This is a genomic window from Mesorhizobium sp. LNHC221B00, from assembly GCF_000502935.1.
Classification (GTDB): domain Bacteria; phylum Pseudomonadota; class Alphaproteobacteria; order Rhizobiales; family Rhizobiaceae; genus Mesorhizobium; species Mesorhizobium opportunistum.
Window position 1 is genome coordinate 418,900 of record NZ_AYWR01000001.1, and the last position, 18,971, is coordinate 437,870.

Annotated in this window: 20 protein-coding genes and 1 tRNA gene; 12 read left to right on the plus strand and 9 right to left on the minus strand. The window is 63.2% G+C overall.

All coding sequences use genetic code 11. From position 1 onward, the window contains the following. Positions 1-74 precede the first annotated feature (74 nt). The 6 genes from iolB (at position 75) to X741_RS164230 (ending at position 4,781) form a co-directional block, all read left to right on the plus strand. Positions 75-887: a 5-deoxy-glucuronate isomerase gene (gene iolB, locus X741_RS164255; protein WP_023776030.1), complete on the plus strand. Its 813-nt coding sequence runs from the start codon at positions 75-77 to the stop codon at positions 885-887. 153 nt (positions 888-1,040) lie between these two features. Then, the gene (locus X741_RS164250; RefSeq protein ID WP_023776031.1) at positions 1,041-1,748 is read left to right on the plus strand and encodes a DUF1045 domain-containing protein; all 708 of its coding nucleotides are present in this window, start codon (positions 1,041-1,043) and stop codon (positions 1,746-1,748) included. A gap of 41 nt (positions 1,749-1,789) precedes the next feature. Then, positions 1,790-2,929, plus strand: coding sequence for an alpha-D-ribose 1-methylphosphonate 5-triphosphate diphosphatase (locus tag X741_RS164245; protein ID WP_023776032.1), 1,140 nt, complete (start codon positions 1,790-1,792; stop codon positions 2,927-2,929). Then, positions 2,926-3,555 carry a phosphonate metabolism protein/1,5-bisphosphokinase (PRPP-forming) PhnN gene (gene phnN / locus X741_RS164240; RefSeq protein ID WP_023776033.1) on the plus strand — a complete coding sequence of 210 codons (630 nt, stop codon included), beginning with the start codon at positions 2,926-2,928 and terminating at the stop codon, positions 3,553-3,555. The genes X741_RS164245 and phnN overlap by 4 nt, the downstream gene beginning before the upstream one ends. A gap of 258 nt (positions 3,556-3,813) precedes the next feature. Continuing rightward, positions 3,814-4,569, plus strand: a complete 756-nt coding sequence (locus tag X741_RS164235; protein WP_023776034.1) for a COG4280 domain-containing protein — start codon at positions 3,814-3,816, stop codon at positions 4,567-4,569. Beyond that, positions 4,566-4,781: a hypothetical protein gene (locus X741_RS164230; RefSeq protein WP_023776035.1), complete on the plus strand. Its 216-nt coding sequence runs from the start codon at positions 4,566-4,568 to the stop codon at positions 4,779-4,781. Before X741_RS164235 ends, X741_RS164230 begins: the two co-directional genes overlap by 4 nt. A gap of 47 nt (positions 4,782-4,828) precedes the next feature. On the opposite strand, the gene X741_RS164225 is transcribed toward X741_RS164230, so the two are convergent. The 3 genes from X741_RS164225 to X741_RS164215 all read right to left on the minus strand — a co-directional run bounded on the left by X741_RS164225 (position 4,829) and on the right by X741_RS164215 (position 8,494). Then, entirely contained in the window at positions 4,829-5,824 is a 996-nt protein-coding gene (locus tag X741_RS164225) for an ABC transporter permease (protein WP_023769271.1), read from the minus strand. 54 nt (positions 5,825-5,878) lie between these two features. After that, the gene (locus tag X741_RS164220) at positions 5,879-7,417 is read right to left on the minus strand and encodes a sugar ABC transporter ATP-binding protein (RefSeq protein ID WP_023769272.1); all 1,539 of its coding nucleotides are present in this window, start codon (positions 7,415-7,417) and stop codon (positions 5,879-5,881) included. A 114-nt stretch (positions 7,418-7,531) separates the two neighbouring features. Next, positions 7,532-8,494 (minus strand): sugar-binding protein, encoded by a 963-nt coding sequence (locus X741_RS164215; protein ID WP_023769273.1) that lies wholly within the window; start codon positions 8,492-8,494, stop codon positions 7,532-7,534. Between the two features lie 605 nt (positions 8,495-9,099). On the opposite strand from X741_RS164215, the gene X741_RS164210 reads away from it, so the two are divergent. Beyond that, the gene (locus X741_RS164210) at positions 9,100-10,233 is read left to right on the plus strand and encodes a LacI family DNA-binding transcriptional regulator (RefSeq protein WP_023776036.1); all 1,134 of its coding nucleotides are present in this window, start codon (positions 9,100-9,102) and stop codon (positions 10,231-10,233) included. A 59-nt stretch (positions 10,234-10,292) separates the two neighbouring features. Here X741_RS164210 and X741_RS164205 read toward each other — a convergent pair whose 3' ends face one another. After that, the gene (locus tag X741_RS164205) at positions 10,293-10,523 is read right to left on the minus strand and encodes a hypothetical protein (protein WP_023776037.1); all 231 of its coding nucleotides are present in this window, start codon (positions 10,521-10,523) and stop codon (positions 10,293-10,295) included. A gap of 265 nt (positions 10,524-10,788) precedes the next feature. Between X741_RS164205 and X741_RS164200 the strand changes: the two genes are divergently transcribed. The 3 genes from X741_RS164200 to X741_RS164195 all read left to right on the plus strand — a co-directional run bounded on the left by X741_RS164200 (position 10,789) and on the right by X741_RS164195 (position 12,575). Beyond that, positions 10,789-11,490 carry a haloacid dehalogenase type II gene (locus X741_RS164200; protein WP_023776038.1) on the plus strand — a complete coding sequence of 234 codons (702 nt, stop codon included), beginning with the start codon at positions 10,789-10,791 and terminating at the stop codon, positions 11,488-11,490. A 28-nt stretch (positions 11,491-11,518) separates the two neighbouring features. Then, positions 11,519-11,695, plus strand: a complete 177-nt coding sequence (locus X741_RS1000000169465) for a hypothetical protein (RefSeq protein WP_023776039.1) — start codon at positions 11,519-11,521, stop codon at positions 11,693-11,695. Between the two features lie 235 nt (positions 11,696-11,930). Beyond that, complete coding sequence (locus X741_RS164195) at positions 11,931-12,575, plus strand: outer membrane protein (protein ID WP_023776040.1); 645 nt, start codon at positions 11,931-11,933, stop codon at positions 12,573-12,575. Between the two features lie 107 nt (positions 12,576-12,682). Here X741_RS164195 and X741_RS164190 read toward each other — a convergent pair whose 3' ends face one another. Both X741_RS164190 and X741_RS164180 read right to left on the minus strand, forming a co-directional pair. Further along, positions 12,683-13,543, minus strand: a complete 861-nt coding sequence (locus tag X741_RS164190) for an ATP-dependent DNA ligase (protein WP_023776041.1) — start codon at positions 13,541-13,543, stop codon at positions 12,683-12,685. A gap of 281 nt (positions 13,544-13,824) precedes the next feature. Next, entirely contained in the window at positions 13,825-14,025 is a 201-nt protein-coding gene (locus tag X741_RS164180; protein WP_023769281.1) for a KTSC domain-containing protein, read from the minus strand. A 157-nt stretch (positions 14,026-14,182) separates the two neighbouring features. On the opposite strand from X741_RS164180, the gene X741_RS1000000167855 reads away from it, so the two are divergent. Beyond that, positions 14,183-14,317, plus strand: a complete 135-nt coding sequence (locus X741_RS1000000167855; protein ID WP_245272627.1) for an SEC-C metal-binding domain-containing protein — start codon at positions 14,183-14,185, stop codon at positions 14,315-14,317. A 109-nt stretch (positions 14,318-14,426) separates the two neighbouring features. On the opposite strand, the gene X741_RS164175 is transcribed toward X741_RS1000000167855, so the two are convergent. From X741_RS164175 to X741_RS164165, 3 genes are all read right to left on the minus strand, one after another. Continuing rightward, positions 14,427-14,503: transfer RNA gene (locus X741_RS164175), tRNA-Arg, on the minus strand. 109 nt (positions 14,504-14,612) lie between these two features. Continuing rightward, the gene (locus tag X741_RS164170) at positions 14,613-15,542 is read right to left on the minus strand and encodes a DUF1003 domain-containing protein (RefSeq protein ID WP_023776043.1); all 930 of its coding nucleotides are present in this window, start codon (positions 15,540-15,542) and stop codon (positions 14,613-14,615) included. A gap of 321 nt (positions 15,543-15,863) precedes the next feature. After that, on the minus strand, positions 15,864-16,757 hold the full coding sequence (locus X741_RS164165; RefSeq protein ID WP_023776044.1) for a D-alanyl-D-alanine carboxypeptidase family protein: 894 nt from the start codon (positions 16,755-16,757) through the stop codon (positions 15,864-15,866). A 288-nt stretch (positions 16,758-17,045) separates the two neighbouring features. Between X741_RS164165 and X741_RS164160 the strand changes: the two genes are divergently transcribed. Further along, complete coding sequence (locus tag X741_RS164160; RefSeq protein WP_023776045.1) at positions 17,046-18,902, plus strand: hypothetical protein; 1,857 nt, start codon at positions 17,046-17,048, stop codon at positions 18,900-18,902. Positions 18,903-18,971 lie beyond the last annotated feature (69 nt).

Here is an 18,971-nt window from a genome sequence, read left to right on the forward strand (position 1 = left end):
GATTTGCGATGGCCCTTTCAAACACACGGCTTGGCTTCCCGGAGCCTTCACGCCAACGGAATAGGAGACAAAAAATGTCGAAGCTGCTCGTCAAAGCCGACAAGGGCCATGGCCGCGTCGCTCATGTGACGCCGGAAAGCGCCGGCTGGACCTATGTCGGTTTCGACCTGCATCGGCTGAAGCCGGGCGAAACGGCTTCCGGAAAGACTGACGACCGCGAAATCTGCCTGGTGTTCGTCACCGGCAAGGGCAAGGCGAAGGCCGGCGGCAAGGATCTCGGCCTGCTCGGGCAACGCATGTCGCCCTTCGAAGGCAAGCCATGGTCGGTCTATGTGCCGCAGGGATCGGACTGGTCGGTGACCGCGGGAACCGAGCTGGAACTCGCCATCTGCTCGGCACCGGGCCTTGGCGGCGGATTGCCGGTCCGGGTGATCGGACCCGACGACCTCGGCCAGGAGGTGCGCGGCAAGGGCACCAACACGCGCTACGTCACCAATATACTGCCGGAAGGTCAGCCGGCGGACTCGCTGCTGGTGGTCGAGGTCATCACGCCCGGCGGCCATACATCGAGCTACCCGCCGCACAAGCATGACCGGGACAATCTGCCCGCCGAATCCTATCTCGAGGAAACCTACTATCATCGCCTCAACCCGCCGCAGGGCTTTGCCTTCCAGCGCGTCTACACCGACGCCGACAAGAGCGGCCATCGCGCGCTCGACGAGGCGATGGCGATCGAGGACGGCGATGTCGTGCTGGTGCCCGAGGGCTATCATCCCTGCGCCGCCTGCCATGGCTATGACCTCTACTATCTCAACGTCATGGCCGGGCCGAAGCGGACGTGGAAATTCCACAACGCGCCCGAGCACGAATGGTTGATGAAGGCCTGAGCCTTCCGGGTTTTCGGCCGAAGCCACTGGTCCAGCTCGGAAAAATCGTCGGCTAAGGACCGACAGGGGTCGATTTGCCATCGAAAACCCTTCAAAGCTTCGTCAATCCGTCATGGAAATCACCTATGGCAGCGAGACTGACGAGGATTTTTCATGCGTTATGCCATTTATTTCACCCCCCGGCAGGACGAACCGCTGGCGCGGATCGCAGCCAACTGGCTGGGCCGCGACCCGTTCGGCGCCGCGACGAAGCCGGTCGAGGCGGTGGCCGACCTGTCGGCGGCGGAAGTCGCCTTTCACACCGCTTCGGCGCGCCGCTACGGCTTCCACGCGACGCTGAAGGCGCCCTTCCGCCTGGCGGCCAACGAGACCGAGGCCTCGCTGCGCGCGGCACTCGACCATTTCGCCGAAGCAACGCCGGTGGTGACGATCCCGCGTCTCGTCGTCAGCCAGATCGACAGTTTTTTCGCGCTCCTGCCGGAAGGGCCGCTGCCGCCGCTCAACCGTTTCGCCGATGACGTGGTGCGCGATTTCGACCGGTTCCGCGCGCCGCTGACCGAGGCCGAGATCGAGCGGCGCAGCCCGGATTCGCTGAAGCCGGCCGAGTTTCGCAACCTGTGCCAGTGGGGTTACCCTTATGTCTTCGAGACCTTCCGCTTCCACATGACGCTGTCCGGCCGGGCCGGGCCACAGGAAAGCCCACGTCTGCGTGCAGCAATCGACAGCCTGTTCGCGGAGGTGCTTTCGCAGCCGGTGCTGGTGGATGCGCTGACGCTGTTCGTCGAACTCGAGCCGGGAGCACCGTTCATGGTGCTTTCCCATCACGCGCTTGGGCGCCGCCCGGCCAGAAAGACCGCCTGAACCGAAACAATTCCGACAGGAAGAACCAAGGATTGCCTGAAATGACCGCCGAGACCGTTCTTTCCAATGCCCGCATCGTGCTTGCCGACGAGATCGTCGAGGGCTCGCTGGTGCTGCGCGACGGGTTTATCGCCGACGTCGATGCAGGTAGCAGCCGGACCGGCGAGGACATGGGCGGCGACTATGTCATTCCTGGGCTGGTCGAACTGCATACCGATCATCTCGAGGGCCATTACGCACCAAGGCCGAAGGTGCGCTGGAATCCGATCGCGGCTGTGCTTGCCCATGACGCGCAGGTGGCGACGGCCGGCATCACCACCGTGCTCGACGCCTTGCGCGTCGGCATGGACGAGGACGCCGATCTTACCTTGGCCGATATCCGCAAGCTAGCCGATGCCATCGAGGACAGCGTCGCGCAGGATCGTCTGCGCGCCGATCATTTCCTGCATCTGCGCTGTGAGGTTTCGGCGCCAGACTGCTTGCAGGCCTTCGCCAATTTCGACGGCGACGAGCGGGTCAAGCTGGCATCGCTGATGGACCATGCGCCGGGACAGCGCCAGTTCGTCAATCTGGAAACCTACGCCTATTATTACCAGCGCAAGCTGAAGCTGACCGACCGCGACTTCCAGAAGTTCTGCGAGAAGCGAATGGGCGAGTCGGCGCTCAATTCGAGGCCGAACCGGGTGCACATCGCCGCCGCCTGCCAGGAGCGCGGCATCGTGCTGGCCAGCCATGACGATGCCACCATTGGCCACGTCGGCGAGGCGATCGAACAGGGCGTGCGCGTCGCCGAGTTCCCGACCACCGAGGAAGCGGCACGCGCTTCGAAGGCCGCAGGCCTGGGCGTGCTGATGGGTGCGCCCAACGTCATGCGCGGCGCCTCGCATTCGGGCAATGTCTCGGCGCGAACGCTGGCCAGCGACGGCCTGCTCGACATCTTGTCATCCGACTATATTCCCTTCAGCCTGATCCAGTCCGCCTTCTTCCTCGGCGACATGGTCGAAGGCATTTCGCTGCCGCAGGCGGTCGCCATGGTTTCGAAGAACCCGGCCGAAGCCGTTGGCCTCAACGACCGCGGCATCATCGAGCAGGGCCGCCGCGCCGACCTGGTGCGCGTGCGCGTCGACGACCATGTCCCGGTGGTGCGCACCGTCTGGCGGCAGGGACTGCGGGTTGCATGATGGTGTCGGCCTTGATCGAGCGTGAACTGTCCGCGGAAGCGTTTCCGATCCGCCATGGCGTTTTCGTCGCTATCGTCGGCCCAAGCGGCGCCGGCAAGGACACGGTGATCGGCTACGCGCGCGCGCTGTTCACCGACGAGACCCGGCTGGAGTTCGTCCGCCGCGTCATCACAAGGCCGAGCGATGCGGCGAGCGAGGATCACGACACGCTGGCCGACGCCGCCTTCGTCGAGGCCGAGGCCGACGGCGCCTTCGCCATCTCCTGGGAGGCGCATGGCCTGCGCTATGGCCTGCCTGCCGATGTCGACTGGTCGGTGGCCAACGGCCACGTTGCGGTGGCGAATGTATCGCGCGCGGTCATTCCGGTGTTGCGCGAGCGCTACGCCAACCTGGCCATCGTCGAGATCACCGCCTCGCCCGATGTGCTGGCCGAGCGCCTGGCGATGCGCGGCCGCGAGTCGCGCGGCGAAGTGCTGGCGCGGCTGGCACGCAGCGCCAATGTCACCCTGTCCGGTCCTGGCGTCACCTCGATCGACAACAGCGGCGCGCGCGAAGTCGCCGGCGAACGCTTCGCCGAGCTGTTGCGCAAGGCCATGGCCTTTTCCGACATGTCGGGCCTGATCTGATCAAGAGCAGATCCAGGAAAGTGTGAAACGGTTTCCAATCAGAATTGCGCCGAACACGGAGGTAGGACCTGCCCTCCTGCAGCCGCGGCGTGTGCGGCTCGACTGGACGAAGCTCCGCCGGCTAGCGCCTCGCTTGCTTTTGCTGCCATCGAAGCATTGCGTGGTGCTGACCGCATAGTGATCTGAACTGCCCTTCCGAAGGTGGAAACGAACAGCAAAAAAGATCATGCTCGACCGAGACGATACAGGAAGCCTCTCATGCAAACACTGACGCCCATCCTCTCGACGGTCACGGCGGCGTTTCTCGCGTCCGTCGTCGAGGTCGTCGAGGCTTTCACCATCGTGCTTGCGGTCGGAGTGGCGCGCGGTTGGCGCCCGTCGCTGACGGGTGCCGCGCTGGCCCTGGCGGTGCTGGCGGCGCTGGTACTGGCGTTTGGCCCGTTGCTGGCGCTGGTGCCGACCACCGCGCTGCAATTCGCCGTTGGGGTACTCTTGATCCTGTTCGGCATGCGCTGGCTGCGGAAGGCCATCCTGCGCAGTGTCGGCGTCATCGCCCTGCATGACGAGGAAGCAGCCTTCGCCAAGGAAACCGCCGCTTTGCACCAACAGGCCAATGACCGCCGCGCCGACTACCTCGCCGGGTTGGCCTCGTTCAAGGCGGTGGTGCTGGAAGGCGTCGAGGTGGTGTTCATCGTCATTGCCGTCGGCGCGGCCCACGGGCAGACGCTTTACGCCGGCCTGGGCGCGCTGGTGGCATTCATCCTGGTGATGCTTGTCGGATCGGCCGTCCACCGGCCGCTGGCGCGCGTTCCCGAGAATGCGCTCAAATTCGTGGTCGGGCTGATGCTGACCAGCTTCGGCATCTTCTGGACCGGCGAGGGCATTGGTGCCGACTGGCCGGGCGCCGATCTCGCTCTGCTCGCCATCTTCGCAATGGTCGCGCTGGCGTCCTTCGCCATGGTGCGCTGGCTGCGCAGCACCTATCCCGCCGCCGCTGGAGGGCTCGCCCGATGAACGCCGTTCGTCTCATTGCCAAGGAGTTCTTCGGCATGTTCGTCGATGACGGCAACCTGGCGCTGCTGGCGCTGGTCCTGGTGGCCGCCGTCGTGGCGGCGGTGAAGCTGCTGGCGCTGCCGCCGCTCATCGGCGGCGTGCTGCTGCTGGTCGGCTGCCTCGCCGTCCTGCTGCATAGCGTTCGCCGCGCGGCCCGCCGGACCGATCGATAGCGACCGCCCCGCACGGGATGTTCCTTGCCGCTGAATTGGCGGCGCGGCTATTCCGCCGGCGCCCCGGCGACGTTCTTGCGGGCGGCCTCGACCATCAGCCGCCGTGCCCTGAACACGCCCCATTGCTGATCGACCAGCACGCCGATGAGGATGACGCCGCCCATCACCGCGAAGTTGAGGGAGGACGGAATGCCGAGCAGATTGACGAGGTTCTGCAGCTCCTGCAGCAGCACGGTGCCGAGAACGACGCCAATCAGCGAGCCTTCGCCGCCGCGCAGCGAGAAGCCGCCCAGCACTGCCGCCGCGATGGCGTAGAGCTCGTAGAACTGGCCGTGGCTGGCGGGCGAGATCGAGCGCGTGTACATGGCGAAATAGATCGCCGACAAGGCCGTCAGCACGCCGCAGATGACATAGGCGGCCATGACGATGCGGCCGGTGCGGATGCCCGAATATTTCGCCGCTTCCTCGTTCTTGCCGATGGCGTAGAGATAACGGCCGAACACCGAGCGGTGCAGCACCACCCACATGACGATGGCGATGACGATCAGCGCGATGAAGGAGTTCGGCACACCCCAGGAGCGGCCGGCGGTGAGGAATTCCAGCTCGGGGAAATTCTGGCCGAAGGCGAAGCCGGCGGTGCCGTCGGCGGTGTAGAAGCGGGCGACGCCGCGATAGATCAGAAGACCGCACAAGGTCACCACGAAGGGCTGCAGCTTGAGCCGCGTGATCAGCCAGCCATGCACCAGGCCGATGATGGCGCCGAGCGCGATGATCAGCACGAAGGCCAGCGGCCAGTCCAGATCGCGCACGGCGATGAAGTCGATGAACAGCGTTCCCAGCAAGGCGACCACCGAGCCGACCGACAATTCGATGCCGCCGGTGATGATGACGAAGGCCTGGCCGATCGACAGGATGCCGAACAGGCCGATCAGGTTCGAGGTGTTGGCAAGGTTGATTGGCAACAGGAAGCGCGGATTGATGATGGCGACAATCGCGCCGACCACCAGGATCAGGATCAGCAGGCCGAGATCTTTCTTGCTCATCGTCTTCTCCCCAATGCCTGCCCGGGCGCTTTTTCAGCGACGCCGAGGCAAAAACTATTTCGGCTGCTTGCCCACCGCCAGCAGCAGCACGTTTTCCTGGCTGAACTGGTCCTTGTCGAGAATGCCGGATATCTGGCCCTCATGCATGACGGCGATGCGATCGGACACGCCGATCACCTCTTCCATGTCGCTGGAGATCATCAGCACGGCGACGCCGGCATCGGCGAGCGCCCGCATCAGCCCGTAGATTTCGGCCTTGGCGCCGATGTCGATGCCGCGCGTCGGCTCGTCGAGGATCATCACTTTCGGGTTCATGGCCAGCCATTTGCCGAGCACGACCTTCTGCTGGTTGCCGCCCGACAGCGTGCCGGTGCGCGTCTGCACCGAAGGCGCCTTGATGCCGAGGTCTTTCTTCTGCTTCTCGGCGGTGGCGCTTTCCGCACTTGCCGAGACCAGGGAACGCTTGGCATGCGCCGGCAGATTGGGCAGCGAAATGTTCTGCGCGATCGACAGGTCGAGCAGGATGCCGGTCAGCTTGCGGTCTTCCGGGACCAGGAAGATGCCGCGCGCGACGGCGTCGGCGGCCGAGCCCAGCACAAGCGGTTTGCCATCGAGTTCGAGCGTGCCGCCAAGGCTGCCTTCGATGCCGAAGAACACCCGCGCCAGTTCGGTGCGGCCGGAGCCGACAAGGCCGGCAAGGCCGAGGATTTCGCCGCGCCTGACGTCGAGGTCGACGGGCCGGCCGGGATAGGTGGGGGTGCGCACCGCCTTGGCCGCAAGGGCAACGGCACCGGGGGCCCGGGCTGCTTCGGAGGCCTTCTCGCGTTCCTTCAGCATGCGGCCGATCATCAGCTTGACCATCTGGTCGTGGTTGATGTCGCGTTTCTGAAGCGTGCCGGCCAGCATGCCGTCGCGCAGCACGACGACACGGTCGGCGACGCGCTCGATCTCGTGCAGGCGGTGCGAAATGAAGATGACGCTGATGCCGTCGGCCTTCAGCGCCTTGATGACGTCGAGCAATTTGTCGGTCTCGGCGATCGGCAGGCTCGATGTCGGCTCGTCGAGGATGACCAGCCGCGCCTTGATCGACAGCGCCTTGGCGATCTCGACCATCTGCTGCTGGGCGAGCGACAGGTCGGCGACTTGCATGTCGGCTGAGAAATTGGCGCCGACGCGCTTGAGCAGCGGCGCCACCATGGCGCGCAGCCGGGCGCGATCGACGAGCCTGAGCGGCCCGGCGCGCAGCGGCTCGCGGCCGAAGAAGATGTTGGCGGCGACGTCGAGATTGTCGAACAGGTTGAGTTCCTGGTGCACGAAGGCGATGCCCGAACCCAGGCTGCCTTCGACCGTCAGGCTGTTGTGGGCGGTGCCGTCGACGGTGATGGTGCCGGTGTCCGGCTTGGTGACGCCGCCGAGGATCTTCATCAAGGTGGATTTGCCGGCGCCGTTCTCGCCGACGAGGCCGATGACCTCGCCCGGCCTCACCTCCATGGAAAAACCATCGAGCGCGACGACGCCCGGATAGGTCTTGCGCACGTTCTCAAGGCTGAGAAACGGGTTGGTCGCGGCGATGGATGTGTCGGAATAATTCATCATGCCTGACAGCAGTTGGCGGGCCGGCCTCCCGGCAGACTGACGGTCCTCGAAGGGTTCGTCAATGCGAACAGCCGGCTCAAGCGACTTGAGCCGGCTGAACTGCCTTTGGGCTTAGTTTCCAGACATCGCCTTCAGATTGGCGGCGTAGGCGTCAACGTCATCCTTGCCGATGATCTTGGTCGGGATGATGATCAAATTGCCTTCCGGGATGCCCGACTTGTCGCCCTTGAGATAGGCGGCCATCAGCTTCATGCCCTGATAGGCCCATTCGAAGGGCTGCTGCACGACGGTGGCGGCAATGGTGCCTTCCTTGACGCCGCCCAGCGTGATCGGATCGTCATCGAAACCGACGACGGTGATCGAGCCGAGCTTGCCGGCGTCGCGCAGCGCTTCATAGATGCGCGGCGTATTGTAGGAATAGAAGCCGACCATGCAGGTGACGTCGGGGCTCGCGACCAGCGCGTCCTCGACATTCTTCTTGGCGCGGGCCTGATCGATGTCGTCGCCGCGCACGTCGACGAGTTCGATCTTGGTACCGGCCAGACCGTCCTTCATGCCCTGGATACGCTCCTTGGCATTGTCGGCGCCGAGCAGGCCGACGAAGCCCAGGCACTTGCCGCCATCGGGCATCGCCTTCTTGGCGATTTCGGCCGCCTGCTTGCCGGCATCGACGTTGGACGAGCCGATATAGGCGACGCGTTTGGTCTGCGGAGCATCCGAGTCGGTGGTGAACAGCGCCGTTTGCGAGGCGATCTTGTTCAGGCCGTCGGTCGAGGTCTTGGGATCGACGGCCGAGACCATGATGCCCTTGACGCCGGCCGTCACCAGATCGTCCATTAGCCGCTGCTGGATGGCGACCGAGGACTGTTCCGGATATTTGAGCTCGAGCGTGTAGTCCGGCAGTTCGCCCTGCGCCTTCTTGACGCCGGCTTCGGCCGCCTTCCAGAAATCGGAAGCGCCGTTGACGACGAAGGCCAGCGTCGGCTTGTCGTCGGCGCGCGCGATGGCTGTCGCCGTGAGGCCAAGCAGCAGCGCTGCGGTGGCCACGGATGCATTGCGTATCAAGGATTTCATGTTCAACCTCCCGTTTTGGTGCAGCCATTCGGCTGACCGGTCTTAGTCACTAGAATTGCTTGCTCACCTGAATATGCCGCTTGCGGCTTGGACGCCCCTCCTCCTCAAGGGTACCCGGCACTGAAAGAATGGCGTCGTTCCAGCCACGAGCACGGACTTTAGAGACTCATCCCTCATTCGTAAATAGTCCGATTTGTCTGACATATCACATGTCCGAGACAAAGCTTCGCGGGGCACTATCCGCTCGCCATCGGGCCGTTTACATGCACCTCCCGCCGCTCCGGATCCAACCGGACCTGGACGCGACCGATCGACGTTACAGCGCATTTTTGTATTAGTAAACAGTATTAGTTTGAGCCTGTTGAGGCATCCATCGTTGCGACATCGTGGCCGCTTTGCCGACAAAACGCTGCGTTGGCGCGCGGGCGTTCACGCCTTTCTGTCCTTGCCGTTCCGGGATGGACATCGTCACATGGCCGATGGACGGACAGTCTACTAATAGATATAAACGCCGCGACAGTTTCTATAAGCTGGCGACGCCGCGCCATCTTGTCGGACGGCCAGGCCGCCGCTAGGACAGGCCGGGATCTGGGGACACGAATGCAATGAGCGAGACAACGGACGACCCGATTGAAGCGGCGCGGCGCCGCAAGGCAGCGGCGAAGCCCAAGGGCCGGGTGACCATGACCGACATCGCCAGGGCCGCCGGCTGTTCGCAGGCGACGGTTTCCTTCGTGCTCAACAATTCGCCGGGGATAAAACTGTCGCAGCAAACCCGCGAACGGGTGATCGAGGCCGCCCGCGCGCTCGGCTACAGCGCGCCCGCCTTCTCGGCGCTGAAGATGCCAATTGCCGCCTTCGAGGGGCCAGTCTTCGAAGGACCGGCCTTCGATGGACTTGACGGGGTGATCGGCTTCGCCGTCGACCAGTTGGCGACCAGCCCGGAAGCGGTGGTCGCCATCGAGGGCGCCCGCCAGGCCTCGTGGAACGCCGGCAACGTGCTTCTGGTGGCGCAGACCATGGGCGACGCCGTGATGGAACCGCGCGCCATCCAGGCGCTGACCCGGCGGGGCATTTCGGCGCTGATCTACATGACCATCTTCACCCGCGAGATCAACGCGCCCGACTACCTCTACGGCCTCGACATCCCGGTGATCCTGCTCAACTGCTACACGGCGGACTATGCCTTCCCGGCCGTGGTGCCCTCCGAGATCGCTGGCGGCCAGAGTTCCACCCGGCACCTGATCAGCCACGGTCACCGCCGCATCGCCACCATCACCGGCGAACCCTGGATGCAGGCCGCGCAGGACCGGCTGAAAGGCTATCGCCGCGCGCTCGCCACCGCCGACATCCCGTTCGATCCCGAACTGGTGGTCGAGGGCGACTGGTCGGCGAGCGCCGGCTATGCCGCGACCGTCAAATTGCTCGCGCTAAAAGACCGCCCGACCGCCATCTTCTGCCAGAACGACCGCACCGCGATCGGCTGCTACGAAGCGCTGAAGGAGGCCGGCCTGCACATTCCGCAGGACATCTCCGTGGTCGGCTACGACGACGAGGAAATCGCCCGTCACCTGTTCCCGCCGCTGACCACCTCGATCCTGCCGCACATGGCGATGGGGCAGTGGGCGATCGAACAGCTGGAAGCGCCGCCGGCGCCTGGGCGAGGACGCTATCCGATCACCAAGCTGGAGTGCCCGCTGGTGGAACGGGAGAGCGTGCGGGCGGTGAAGGGCGGCTAGACGGGAGGGTTCTCCCCGCAAGGCTCTGGCTGCGGGGCCAGGATTTGGCCGTCCAGGCCTCAGAAAGGGATTTCAGCGCCCGCCTGTTCGTCGAACAGAACCGAGCACCCTCGCGCAAGCGCCACCTTCGAAAGCGCATTTGCCACCGCGTGGTCAGATGACACGAAATCGCCGGTCAGCACCCGCAACTCTTCCACCCCTTCGGCCATCGAGACGAAATTCCCAACCGCGTGCTCGCGCTTGCACGCCTCGACCACGCAAAGCAGATCGATCATTTCGAAGCTGTGCATCGTCAGCCTCCGGAAAAAATCCGTCCCTTGCAGGATCATGAACGCATCCGCGCAAGATAATGTTCCCGGCTCGCCTTCAAGCTGGAGTCCCGCTGGTGGAGCGGAGCTTGTGAGGGCGGTGAATGCCGGCTGACGGCGACTTGATTGGCGAACGGGCACCGATCCGGGCGCCATGGACTGGATAAAAGGCGGGTTTGGAATATTTCATTCCTCGACAGGCTACTCAAATATGATTGACCAGCCGCTCTTCGCAAAGGTCTCCCGAATGGCACTCAACGGTCCCCGCCCTACCTGGCTTACCTTCGACTGCTACGGAACGTTGATCCAGTGGGATGAAGGGCTGATGGCGGCGATGGAGACGATCCTGTCGCGCAAGGGCCGCAAGATCGAGGCGGAAGAATTCATTCCCGTCTACGACCGGCACGAACACCAGCTGGAGCATACCAAGCCGCATCTCTCCTTCGCCGACGTCACGGCAAAAGCCTTGCAGCTGGCGATGCGCGATTTTTCCCTGGAAGCGGATGCCGGCGACGCGGAGCTGCTGACGTCCTCGATCGGACGGATGCCGCCTTTCCCGGAAGTTGTCGCGACGTTGCGCCGGCTGAAGCAAGCCGGCTTCAAGCTGGCGATCATCTCGAACACCGACGACGCGATCATCGCCGGCAATGTCGCGCAGTTGGGCGGCGCAATAGACCGGGTCATCACGGCGCAACAGGCGCAAGCCTATAAACCGTCGCGGCAGATTTTCCAACATGCCTGGCGGACCCTTGGCGTGACCAGGGAAGAGCTGGTGCACATCTGCGCCAGCCCGCATCTCGACCTGACCGCCGCGCGCGACCTCGGCTTTCGCGCCGTATGGGTCGATCGCGGTACTGGGCGGCGGGCGCCGGCGCACTATGAGCCGGACGCGATTGCGCATGGGCTGGATGACGTGCCGGGGTTTTTCCAGAAGGCTGGGTGGCTCTAACTGCTCATTTCTCCGCAGACGTCCACACATGGGCGAACGAGACACCGCGAAGACCGGCGTTCTGGACCTTCTCAACGAAACTGCCGGTGACATAGACGGCCGAGGCCCGCATCGGCAGTTTGAAGAGCTCCGCAGCTCCAATTCTCTCTGTCCTGAAGACATGACGCTCGATGTCGAGGATGTCTCCATCACCTTTACTGGCTGACAGCGCGGCCGAAATCGGCGGCAACGATGAGCCGCGCTACAACATCGCACCGACAGATGAGGTGCCATTCATCACCGGGGCGGAGGATGGCCACAAGCTGCGCACTGGTCGACGGTGGCTGGTGCCGTTTGGGCGAAGGAAATGCCCAAGGCAGCGATGTTCAATGCCAGGATCGAAGGCATCGACACGGCGCCGGCCTTCCGCGATGCGTTCATTCGATTGAAGGGGCTTTTCTATGAAATCTATCCTGCTTGCGACCACCGTTCTGATGGGACTCTCCAGCGGCGCTTATGCTGCCGACGTGATCTCAGAGGCTGCTCCGATTGCCGCCTCTTTTGATTGGACTGGCGCCTATATCGGTGTGAATGCCGGCGGCGGCTTCGGCAAGTTCAAATTTGAACCTAGTCTCGGCACTGGTCTGGACATCACGGCAAGTGGGTTTCTGGGAGGCGTCCAGGCTGGTTACAACTGGCAATCCGGCCAGATCGTCTACGGCGTGGAAGCCGACTTCCAGGGTTCCACTGTAAAGTCCTCCATTTCTGGTTTTGGCGGCGACATCGAAACAAAGATTGACTGGTTCGGTACGGTGCGCGCCCGCATCGGCTACACGCCCGTCGATCGCTTCCTGGTTTATGGCACTGGCGGCTTTGCCTATGGTCACGATAAGACCTCTGCCGGCGGCGGATTCAGTTTTTCCAAGACCAAGGCCGGCTGGACCGTTGGAGGGGGCGTTGAGTATGCCATCAACACGAACTGGACCTTCAAGTCTGAATATCTCTACACCGACTTGGGCAAATCGACGTTCACCATTGGTGGGACCAACCTTGACATCACCGACAAGTTCCACACTGTTCGCGTCGGCCTGAATTACAAGTTTTAGTCCATCAGCAGACCGCGACTCCAGCCCCGGCATCGTCCGGGGCTTTTTCTTTGCGTGGCCAGCCAGTCACTTTGCGATGCGCTCCTGATCCTGTTTGCAACAGGCATTCACTTTTCCCGGTAGTCCAGCAGCTTCGCGTGCCGAAGCTTCTCCTCACCCTTCAGGAATCGCACGCGACCGACGAGACCTGGCTTCAGCCATTCGGCCTTGTCGCTCTTGAGCCCTACAGGCGCTGGCCCGCCTACCTTTCCTTGCACGCGATCCCATAGGCGCTGGCGCATATCGGCCTTGAAGGTGACGAAAGCGCTGCCGGCATATCTGCCCTTGTCGGCCATGAGCACCATTGCGGGCTTTCCCACTTCGCGCTGCACGCCAATGATATCCATTTCCTTTTCGGCATAGCATTTGATCTTGCGCCAGTTCATCGTCGGCCCGCTGCGGTAGACGCTGTCCTTACGCTTTGAGACCATGCCCTCCAGCCCTGCCCTGTCCACCCGGCTATAGACTGCGGCCCCGGTGCCGGGCATGGCTTTGCTGAACTGAATGCGGCCGACGGCTGGTATCAATTCCTGCAGGATTTCGCGGCGGTCTTCCACCGGCATGTTGCGCAAATCATGCCCGTTCAGGTGCAGGAGATCGAAGGCCACCAAATACAGGGCGCGCGATGGCTTACGGCTGGTGACGGCTGATTGTAGGGCGGGGAAGTCGGACAAACCAGCCTCGTTGACCGTGATTGTCTCGCCATCGATGATGAAACTTTCCGCCTCGATCGCCTCCGCCTCTCCGGCAAGTTCGATATAGCGGCCGGTCCAGTCGTAACCGTTCTTGGTGAACAGACGGATCCCGTTTTCATCCTTGATGATCTGGGTGCGATACCCGTCAAATTTGATTTCATGGAGCCATTCGTCGCCTTGCGGTGGCGTGTCGACCAGCTCGGGTTCCATGGGCTTGATGAAATTCAGTGGCATGCGCTAACCCGCATAGTGCGATTCAATTAGCGCGCGCTAAAATGGTTCCGGAACATTTTAGGTAAATCAAATGTTTGATAGCTATGACGAAGCTATCCGACCTTGGACCTGCTATCAAAGGTACGCTTCACGGCGGGCCGCCGGCTAGCGAAGCTGACCATCTCTATACTTGTCCGACGTGTGGCCAGCCCGTGGACCAGCGCGACCTGCGGCAGGTCATCTGGCATGAGCAGCCAGGGCACGAGCCGCTGGAGATGGATGCCTAGAGAACGCTTTGCCCTTTATGTCACCAGCCGAAATGCAAAGCGGTTGCGGATGTGGTCGTTGAAATAGCGGCCTTTGGCAAAGGCAGATTTGAACCCGGCAAAGCTCTCCGGCGGCACGTCCAAGAATTGGTAATGCCTGCCGCTTGCCACGAACCACACCGACAAAATCCTGCTGTCTGGATCGTATTCGAACTTGCGTATCGAGGTCGACGGCATGGCATGCCCGAAAAGGCCCGCCGGCCGGAGCCAGCGGGAAGGTCTAGAGTGCGCTGGGATCAACCAGCACGAGTCAACGAATCGCGGCGGGGTTGGTTGCGATATCCAGGCGGACGCGGCAGGTGGGCCGGTTCGGCCGATTCGGATTATTCGTGGCATGTCTGTGGTTGCGAGCGCCGCGGTCAAACCAAAGGATTCGCTTCCACCTGGCACCCGGAAGGTTGGGCGCAATGAACCTTGCCCCTGCGGGAGGGGCGACAAATACAAATTCTGTCACTACCGAGTTGCATAGGGGAACGTGCGGCAATCTCGTTGTTATGTGGGACAAATCTGTGGGATGAGATCAGCCATTGAAGATCTCTCCGCGTAACCTATGTGTCCGGAACGGACCCTGATTCTGTTGGCGCACCCGACAGGATTCGAACCTGTGACCTCTGCCTTCGGAGGGCAGCGCTCTATCCAGCTGAGCTACGGGTGCTTCCCGGCGGGCCGGAAAACGAACCAGCCGGTGAACCGGCAAGTCACGGCTTCTTAGCGGAAGCCGGGGCGGGCTTCAACGGGCAATCGGCGATTGGCTGCACGGACCCCTACTGCCCAGCCTCACTCTTCACCGTCCGCCGCCGCACCCCGCGCACCGCTCGCTTCGCCTTCTTCGCGCCGGTCAGCTCATGCATGGCATCGAGCTGCATCTGCTGCATTTCGGCGAGCCGCGTCCATTGGCGGGAGATGAGGTAATCCAGCTTTTCGTGCAGGTGGCGCACTTCGAGCTCGGCCTTGAGGTTGACGCGGTAGTCGTTGAAGGAGCGCAGGCGGTCCTTGGTCTCCTGGCGCTTCTGGCTCATCATGATGATCGGCGCCTGGATGGCGGCGATGCAGGAGAGCAGGAGGTTGAGCAGGATGAAGGGATAGGGGTCGAAGGCGCTGCTCATGCCCGCGACCAGGTTGATGCCGATCCAGATCAGAAGCACGCTGCCAAACGAGATCAGGAACCACCAGCTGCCGCCGAAGGCCGCCATGTTGTCGGAGACCCGGTCGGCGAAGGAACGGTGCTCCTCGAATTCTTCTTCCGAGTTTTCGGAAATCGTGTCCTGCCGGGCGATCGATTCCACCACCTGGCGGTCGAGCTCGGAGAACTCGCCGTGCTCCTGCTGCAGCAGCTCCTCCATGTAGCGCATGCGGTAGCGGCCGAGCTCCTCGCGGCTGATGCGGGCGCCCTTGGGCAGGTCCGGATGATCCGCGTGGATGCGGTCGGCGAGGCTCGGGCGCAGCGTGTCGATGCGCACGAGGTCGCGCTTGCGGAATTTGCGGCCCGAGATAGCCGACGGTTTCTTCTTCGGCTTGAACCGCGATGCGCCGGGGCCTGAAGGTTCGGAGTCCGGAACCTCGGGCGTGTCGAAATGCTCGTCGGAAACCTCGTGCAGGTCTTCCTGCGTGGTCGACGCCTCGAAATATTCGCCGCCGCTGTCGTTCTCATTGTCCGCCGCCTTCTGCTCGGATGCCTTGGGAACGGTGCTCATGGTGCTGGCTCCTGCTGTGGCGCTAAGGTGTGATGATATCCAGGTGAGGCCGGCCTGCAAACGACGGCCTTCTGCGCTTCCGGTGCTCACGTACGAAAAGTACGCTCCGCTCCGGTTCTCGAAAGCCATCGTTTTCAGCTTGGCCTGACCTGAATCTCAACACACCTTGGGCCTTCCGCCTGTCGCAGGCAGACGATACGCCAACGAGGCGGCGCATAGCCACCGTCGGTCTTCGCAGCCTATGCCATGGCTTCCGGACAATTGCGTGACAGTCGTGAAACAATAGCCGGCTGCCCACCTTTGTCGGCTCAGGCCGCAGGACTACTGCTGTTCGGCGAACATCAGCCGGGTCTTGGTGTCGGCCACCATGGGCGACAGGCTGCGCTGGATCAGCGCCTCGACATGGTCGTTGCGCTGGCGGGCCGAGTCGGCGCCCATCACCACCACGATCAGGCGGTGGCCATCGGCATTGTAGGAGGTGACGATGTTGAAGCCGGAGGCCCTGATGTAGCCGGTCTTGATGCCGTCGACGCCGCGCACGCGGCCGAGCATGTCGTTGTGGCCGCGCACCAGCCGGCCACGGAACATGAAATCACTCTCGGAGAAATAGTGGAAATGCTGGGGAAAGCGGGAATGCAGCGCCATGCCGAGCACCGCCATGTCGCGCGCCGTCGTCATCTGGCTGTCGTCGGGCAGGCCGGATGCGTTGCGGAAGGTGGTGCTGGCCATGCCGAGCTGGCGCGCCTTGGAGGTCATCATGGCGGCGAACTGATCCTCCGAGCCGCCGAGATATTCGCCGACCGCCACCGCCACGTCATTGGCCGACTTGACGACGATGGCGCGGATGGCGGAATCGACGTCGATGGTTTCGCCGCGCCGGAAGCGCATCTTGGTCGGCGGTTGCGAGGCGGCGTGGTCGGAGACCGGGATCTGCGTTTCCTTGGTGACGCGGCCGGAGTCCATCGCCTCGAACAGCAGATAGAGCGTCATCATCTTGGTCAGCGAGGCCGGGTAGCGCTGCGCGGTCGAGTTGACCTCGAACAGCTGCTTTCCGGTCTGTGCGTCGACGACGATGGCGGCATATTTCTGCGGCGGCGCGGGCACGGCCAGAACCGAATCCGGCGGCGTCGTGGTCGAGCAGCCGGCCAGCAGCACCAGCAAGGCAAATGCCGCGAGAACTTTGTGGACGAACGAAAGGGGATGCAGGTGGGACAAGGGGCAGGTCTGTTCTTGGTAGGCCGTTGCTCGAGATGCGGCGAAGCTAACGTAACGCGATTGGTGCGTCCATTTGGTTAATGATGGTTAGCCCCAGGAATATGGTGGCCATCGGAGACCTGGGTTCCTCTCCCTAACCGAGGGGTCGGTGATATGCGATCGCCCTGCGGAGTGGGGAGAGGAAGAGGTTGCGAAGGCCGCCCCGAAATAGCCCCGTTCCTATCTTTCTGTGCCAGAATCGCGTTTCCTGTGGGAAGGGGCGCGGCATCTGGCGGCTTGGGGGGTGGCATGACGAATATCGGGGCCGGGGGCGCAGCGCCCTCGCTTATCAGGGCATCTCTCAGCCGCACCGGCAAATGGGCCGGCAGCATCGCCTTTATCGGCGGCGCGGTTTCCGACATCCTCAATCCGCTGGCGCCGTTCGCCGCCTATATCGCGCTGGTCGCCTCGATCGCGGCGGTCATCATCGCCATTGCCATCGTGCTGCGGCTCGTGCTGGCGGCCAAGGCGCTGCCGGCGCTGGTGTTCGCCACCAGTGCGGCGGCGGTCGCGGGCGGCGTCTATGCCGTGCAGAAGGAGACCAGCTCGCAGAACGGCATCATCGCCAGCCTTGTGCCGGCGGTCGCGAAACTGCAGCAGTCGATCGGCATCGTCTCCGAAAAGGTGGCGAAGATCGAGCAGACGGTCACGCAAACGCAGAAGACCGTCGAAGAGGTCAAGAAATCGACCGACACGGTGGCGCAGAAGGCCGATCAGATCGCGTCCGCCCAGCAGCAGCAGACGCAGCAGGGCGCCGAGACGCAAAAGACCGTCGAGGCGGTCAAGCAAACCACCGACACGCTTGCCGCCGGCCAGCAACAGCAGCAGGCCCAGGCGGAGAAACTGCAGGTGACGACCGAGCAGATCGCCGTCTCGATCGACACCATCGCCAAGGGCTTTGCCCTATTGGCAGCGCAGGGCGGGGCGATCGCCGAGCCAAAACGGCCGGACGAGTTCTACCACAATGCCCGCGTCTACGAACTGTCGGGCGACATGCTCAACGCGCGGCGCGCCTACCTTGCCTTTGCCGGCTTCGATGTCGATGCCATCGACCCCTATACGCGCTTCGCCACCCTGCTTCGGGTGCAGGACGGCAAGGCCGGCGCGCGCGAAGTGTTCGGCCAGCTTGCGGAGAAGGCCAAGTCGCCGTCGATCAAGCTCGTCCACCTGCTGCAGTTCGACGACGCCCAGCGCGTCGACAAGCTCAATGCCTTCGTCGCCGCCAATCCCGGCTACGCGCCGGCCTATTACCTCCTGGCGCAGGAATTTTCGGAAGACCGCCTCGGTAGCCAGACGCTGGCCGACAAGCGCGGCGAAGTCCAGGCGCTGACGAAATTCGTCGCTTACGAAAAGGATGGCGGGCTGCTCAAATATTTCGTCGACCAGACCCAGTTGGCCGATTGGCTGGACCGCAGCCGCAGCCGGCTGACAGCGCTTGGCGACGTGCTCGACCCCGCCCGCTTCGCGCCGTCGCTGACGCCGATGCGCTCCAACCAGGGCTGGTCGATGACCATCTCGCTGCCGGAGCCGGCGACCGCGATTTCCTGGCGTCTCGGCGACAGCGGCGCCTTTACCGATACTGGCGTGCTGGCACTCAACGACCAGCGCACCGGCAAGCCGATGCCCAATCCGAGCTTCGAGTTGCCGGACAGCACGGCCGCGACCACCATCGCGATAAAATATCTCGACATCCGGGGCCGAGAGACCGGTCCGTTCGACATCCGCTTCGATCCCGATGCGGCGCTTCAGCAAGGCGACAAGCAGATCCTCGACCAGTTCTGGACGTCATGGATCGCCTTCGATGCCGGCGGCAATCATGGGCTGGTCTATTTCACGCAGATGCTGTCCTACCGCTGCGCCATCAAGGAAGTCCGCTACAGCCTGAACGGCGCGGCACTCGACAAGCAGATCAAGATGCCGCCCTGCGACAAGAAAGATCCTTATGCCATCCCCTACGACTACCAGCCCTATTTCAAGGTCGCGGACAGCGTGAAATCGATGTCGGTGCAGGTCACCTACACCGACAGCACAAAATCACCGGTGCGGGAATACAAGCGGCAGCAGGTCTGCTTACCCTCCCCCTTGTGTTCCCTGTGGGAAGGGTGAGGCAGCGTGATGCGAAATGCCCGACATCACGCTTGCGCAAGCCGCGCCGAACGGGTTCTGGTTGCGGCT

What these genes read in the sequence shown, in the direction of transcription:
- X741_RS164230 (WP_023776035.1), top strand. Translation starts at nt 4,566, where the DNA reads ATGAACGCCGTTCGTCTCATTGCCAAGGAGTTCTTCGGCATGTTCGTC.
- X741_RS164220 (WP_023769272.1), bottom strand. Translation starts at nt 7,417, where the DNA reads ATGAATTATTCCGACACATCCATCGCCGCGACCAACCCGTTTCTCAGC.
- X741_RS164170 (WP_023776043.1), bottom strand. Translation starts at nt 15,542, where the DNA reads ATGAGCACCGTTCCCAAGGCATCCGAGCAGAAGGCGGCGGACAATGAG.
- X741_RS164160 (WP_023776045.1), top strand. Translation starts at nt 17,046, where the DNA reads ATGACGAATATCGGGGCCGGGGGCGCAGCGCCCTCGCTTATCAGGGCA.
- X741_RS164190 (WP_023776041.1), bottom strand. Translation starts at nt 13,543, where the DNA reads ATGCCACTGAATTTCATCAAGCCCATGGAACCCGAGCTGGTCGACACG.
- X741_RS164205 (WP_023776037.1), bottom strand. Translation starts at nt 10,523, where the DNA reads ATGCACAGCTTCGAAATGATCGATCTGCTTTGCGTGGTCGAGGCGTGC.
- X741_RS1000000167855 (WP_245272627.1), top strand. Translation starts at nt 14,183, where the DNA reads ATGTCTGTGGTTGCGAGCGCCGCGGTCAAACCAAAGGATTCGCTTCCA.
- X741_RS164210 (WP_023776036.1), top strand. Translation starts at nt 9,100, where the DNA reads ATGAGCGAGACAACGGACGACCCGATTGAAGCGGCGCGGCGCCGCAAG.
- X741_RS164215 (WP_023769273.1), bottom strand. Translation starts at nt 8,494, where the DNA reads ATGAAATCCTTGATACGCAATGCATCCGTGGCCACCGCAGCGCTGCTG.
- X741_RS1000000169465 (WP_023776039.1), top strand. Translation starts at nt 11,519, where the DNA reads ATGGGCGAACGAGACACCGCGAAGACCGGCGTTCTGGACCTTCTCAAC.
- X741_RS164250 (WP_023776031.1), top strand. Translation starts at nt 1,041, where the DNA reads ATGCGTTATGCCATTTATTTCACCCCCCGGCAGGACGAACCGCTGGCG.
- X741_RS164180 (WP_023769281.1), bottom strand. Translation starts at nt 14,025, where the DNA reads ATGCCGTCGACCTCGATACGCAAGTTCGAATACGATCCAGACAGCAGG.
- X741_RS164195 (WP_023776040.1), top strand. Translation starts at nt 11,931, where the DNA reads ATGAAATCTATCCTGCTTGCGACCACCGTTCTGATGGGACTCTCCAGC.
- X741_RS164200 (WP_023776038.1), top strand. Translation starts at nt 10,789, where the DNA reads ATGGCACTCAACGGTCCCCGCCCTACCTGGCTTACCTTCGACTGCTAC.
- X741_RS164225 (WP_023769271.1), bottom strand. Translation starts at nt 5,824, where the DNA reads ATGAGCAAGAAAGATCTCGGCCTGCTGATCCTGATCCTGGTGGTCGGC.
- X741_RS164245 (WP_023776032.1), top strand. Translation starts at nt 1,790, where the DNA reads ATGACCGCCGAGACCGTTCTTTCCAATGCCCGCATCGTGCTTGCCGAC.
- phnN (WP_023776033.1), top strand. Translation starts at nt 2,926, where the DNA reads ATGATGGTGTCGGCCTTGATCGAGCGTGAACTGTCCGCGGAAGCGTTT.
- iolB (WP_023776030.1), top strand. Translation starts at nt 75, where the DNA reads ATGTCGAAGCTGCTCGTCAAAGCCGACAAGGGCCATGGCCGCGTCGCT.
- X741_RS164235 (WP_023776034.1), top strand. Translation starts at nt 3,814, where the DNA reads ATGCAAACACTGACGCCCATCCTCTCGACGGTCACGGCGGCGTTTCTC.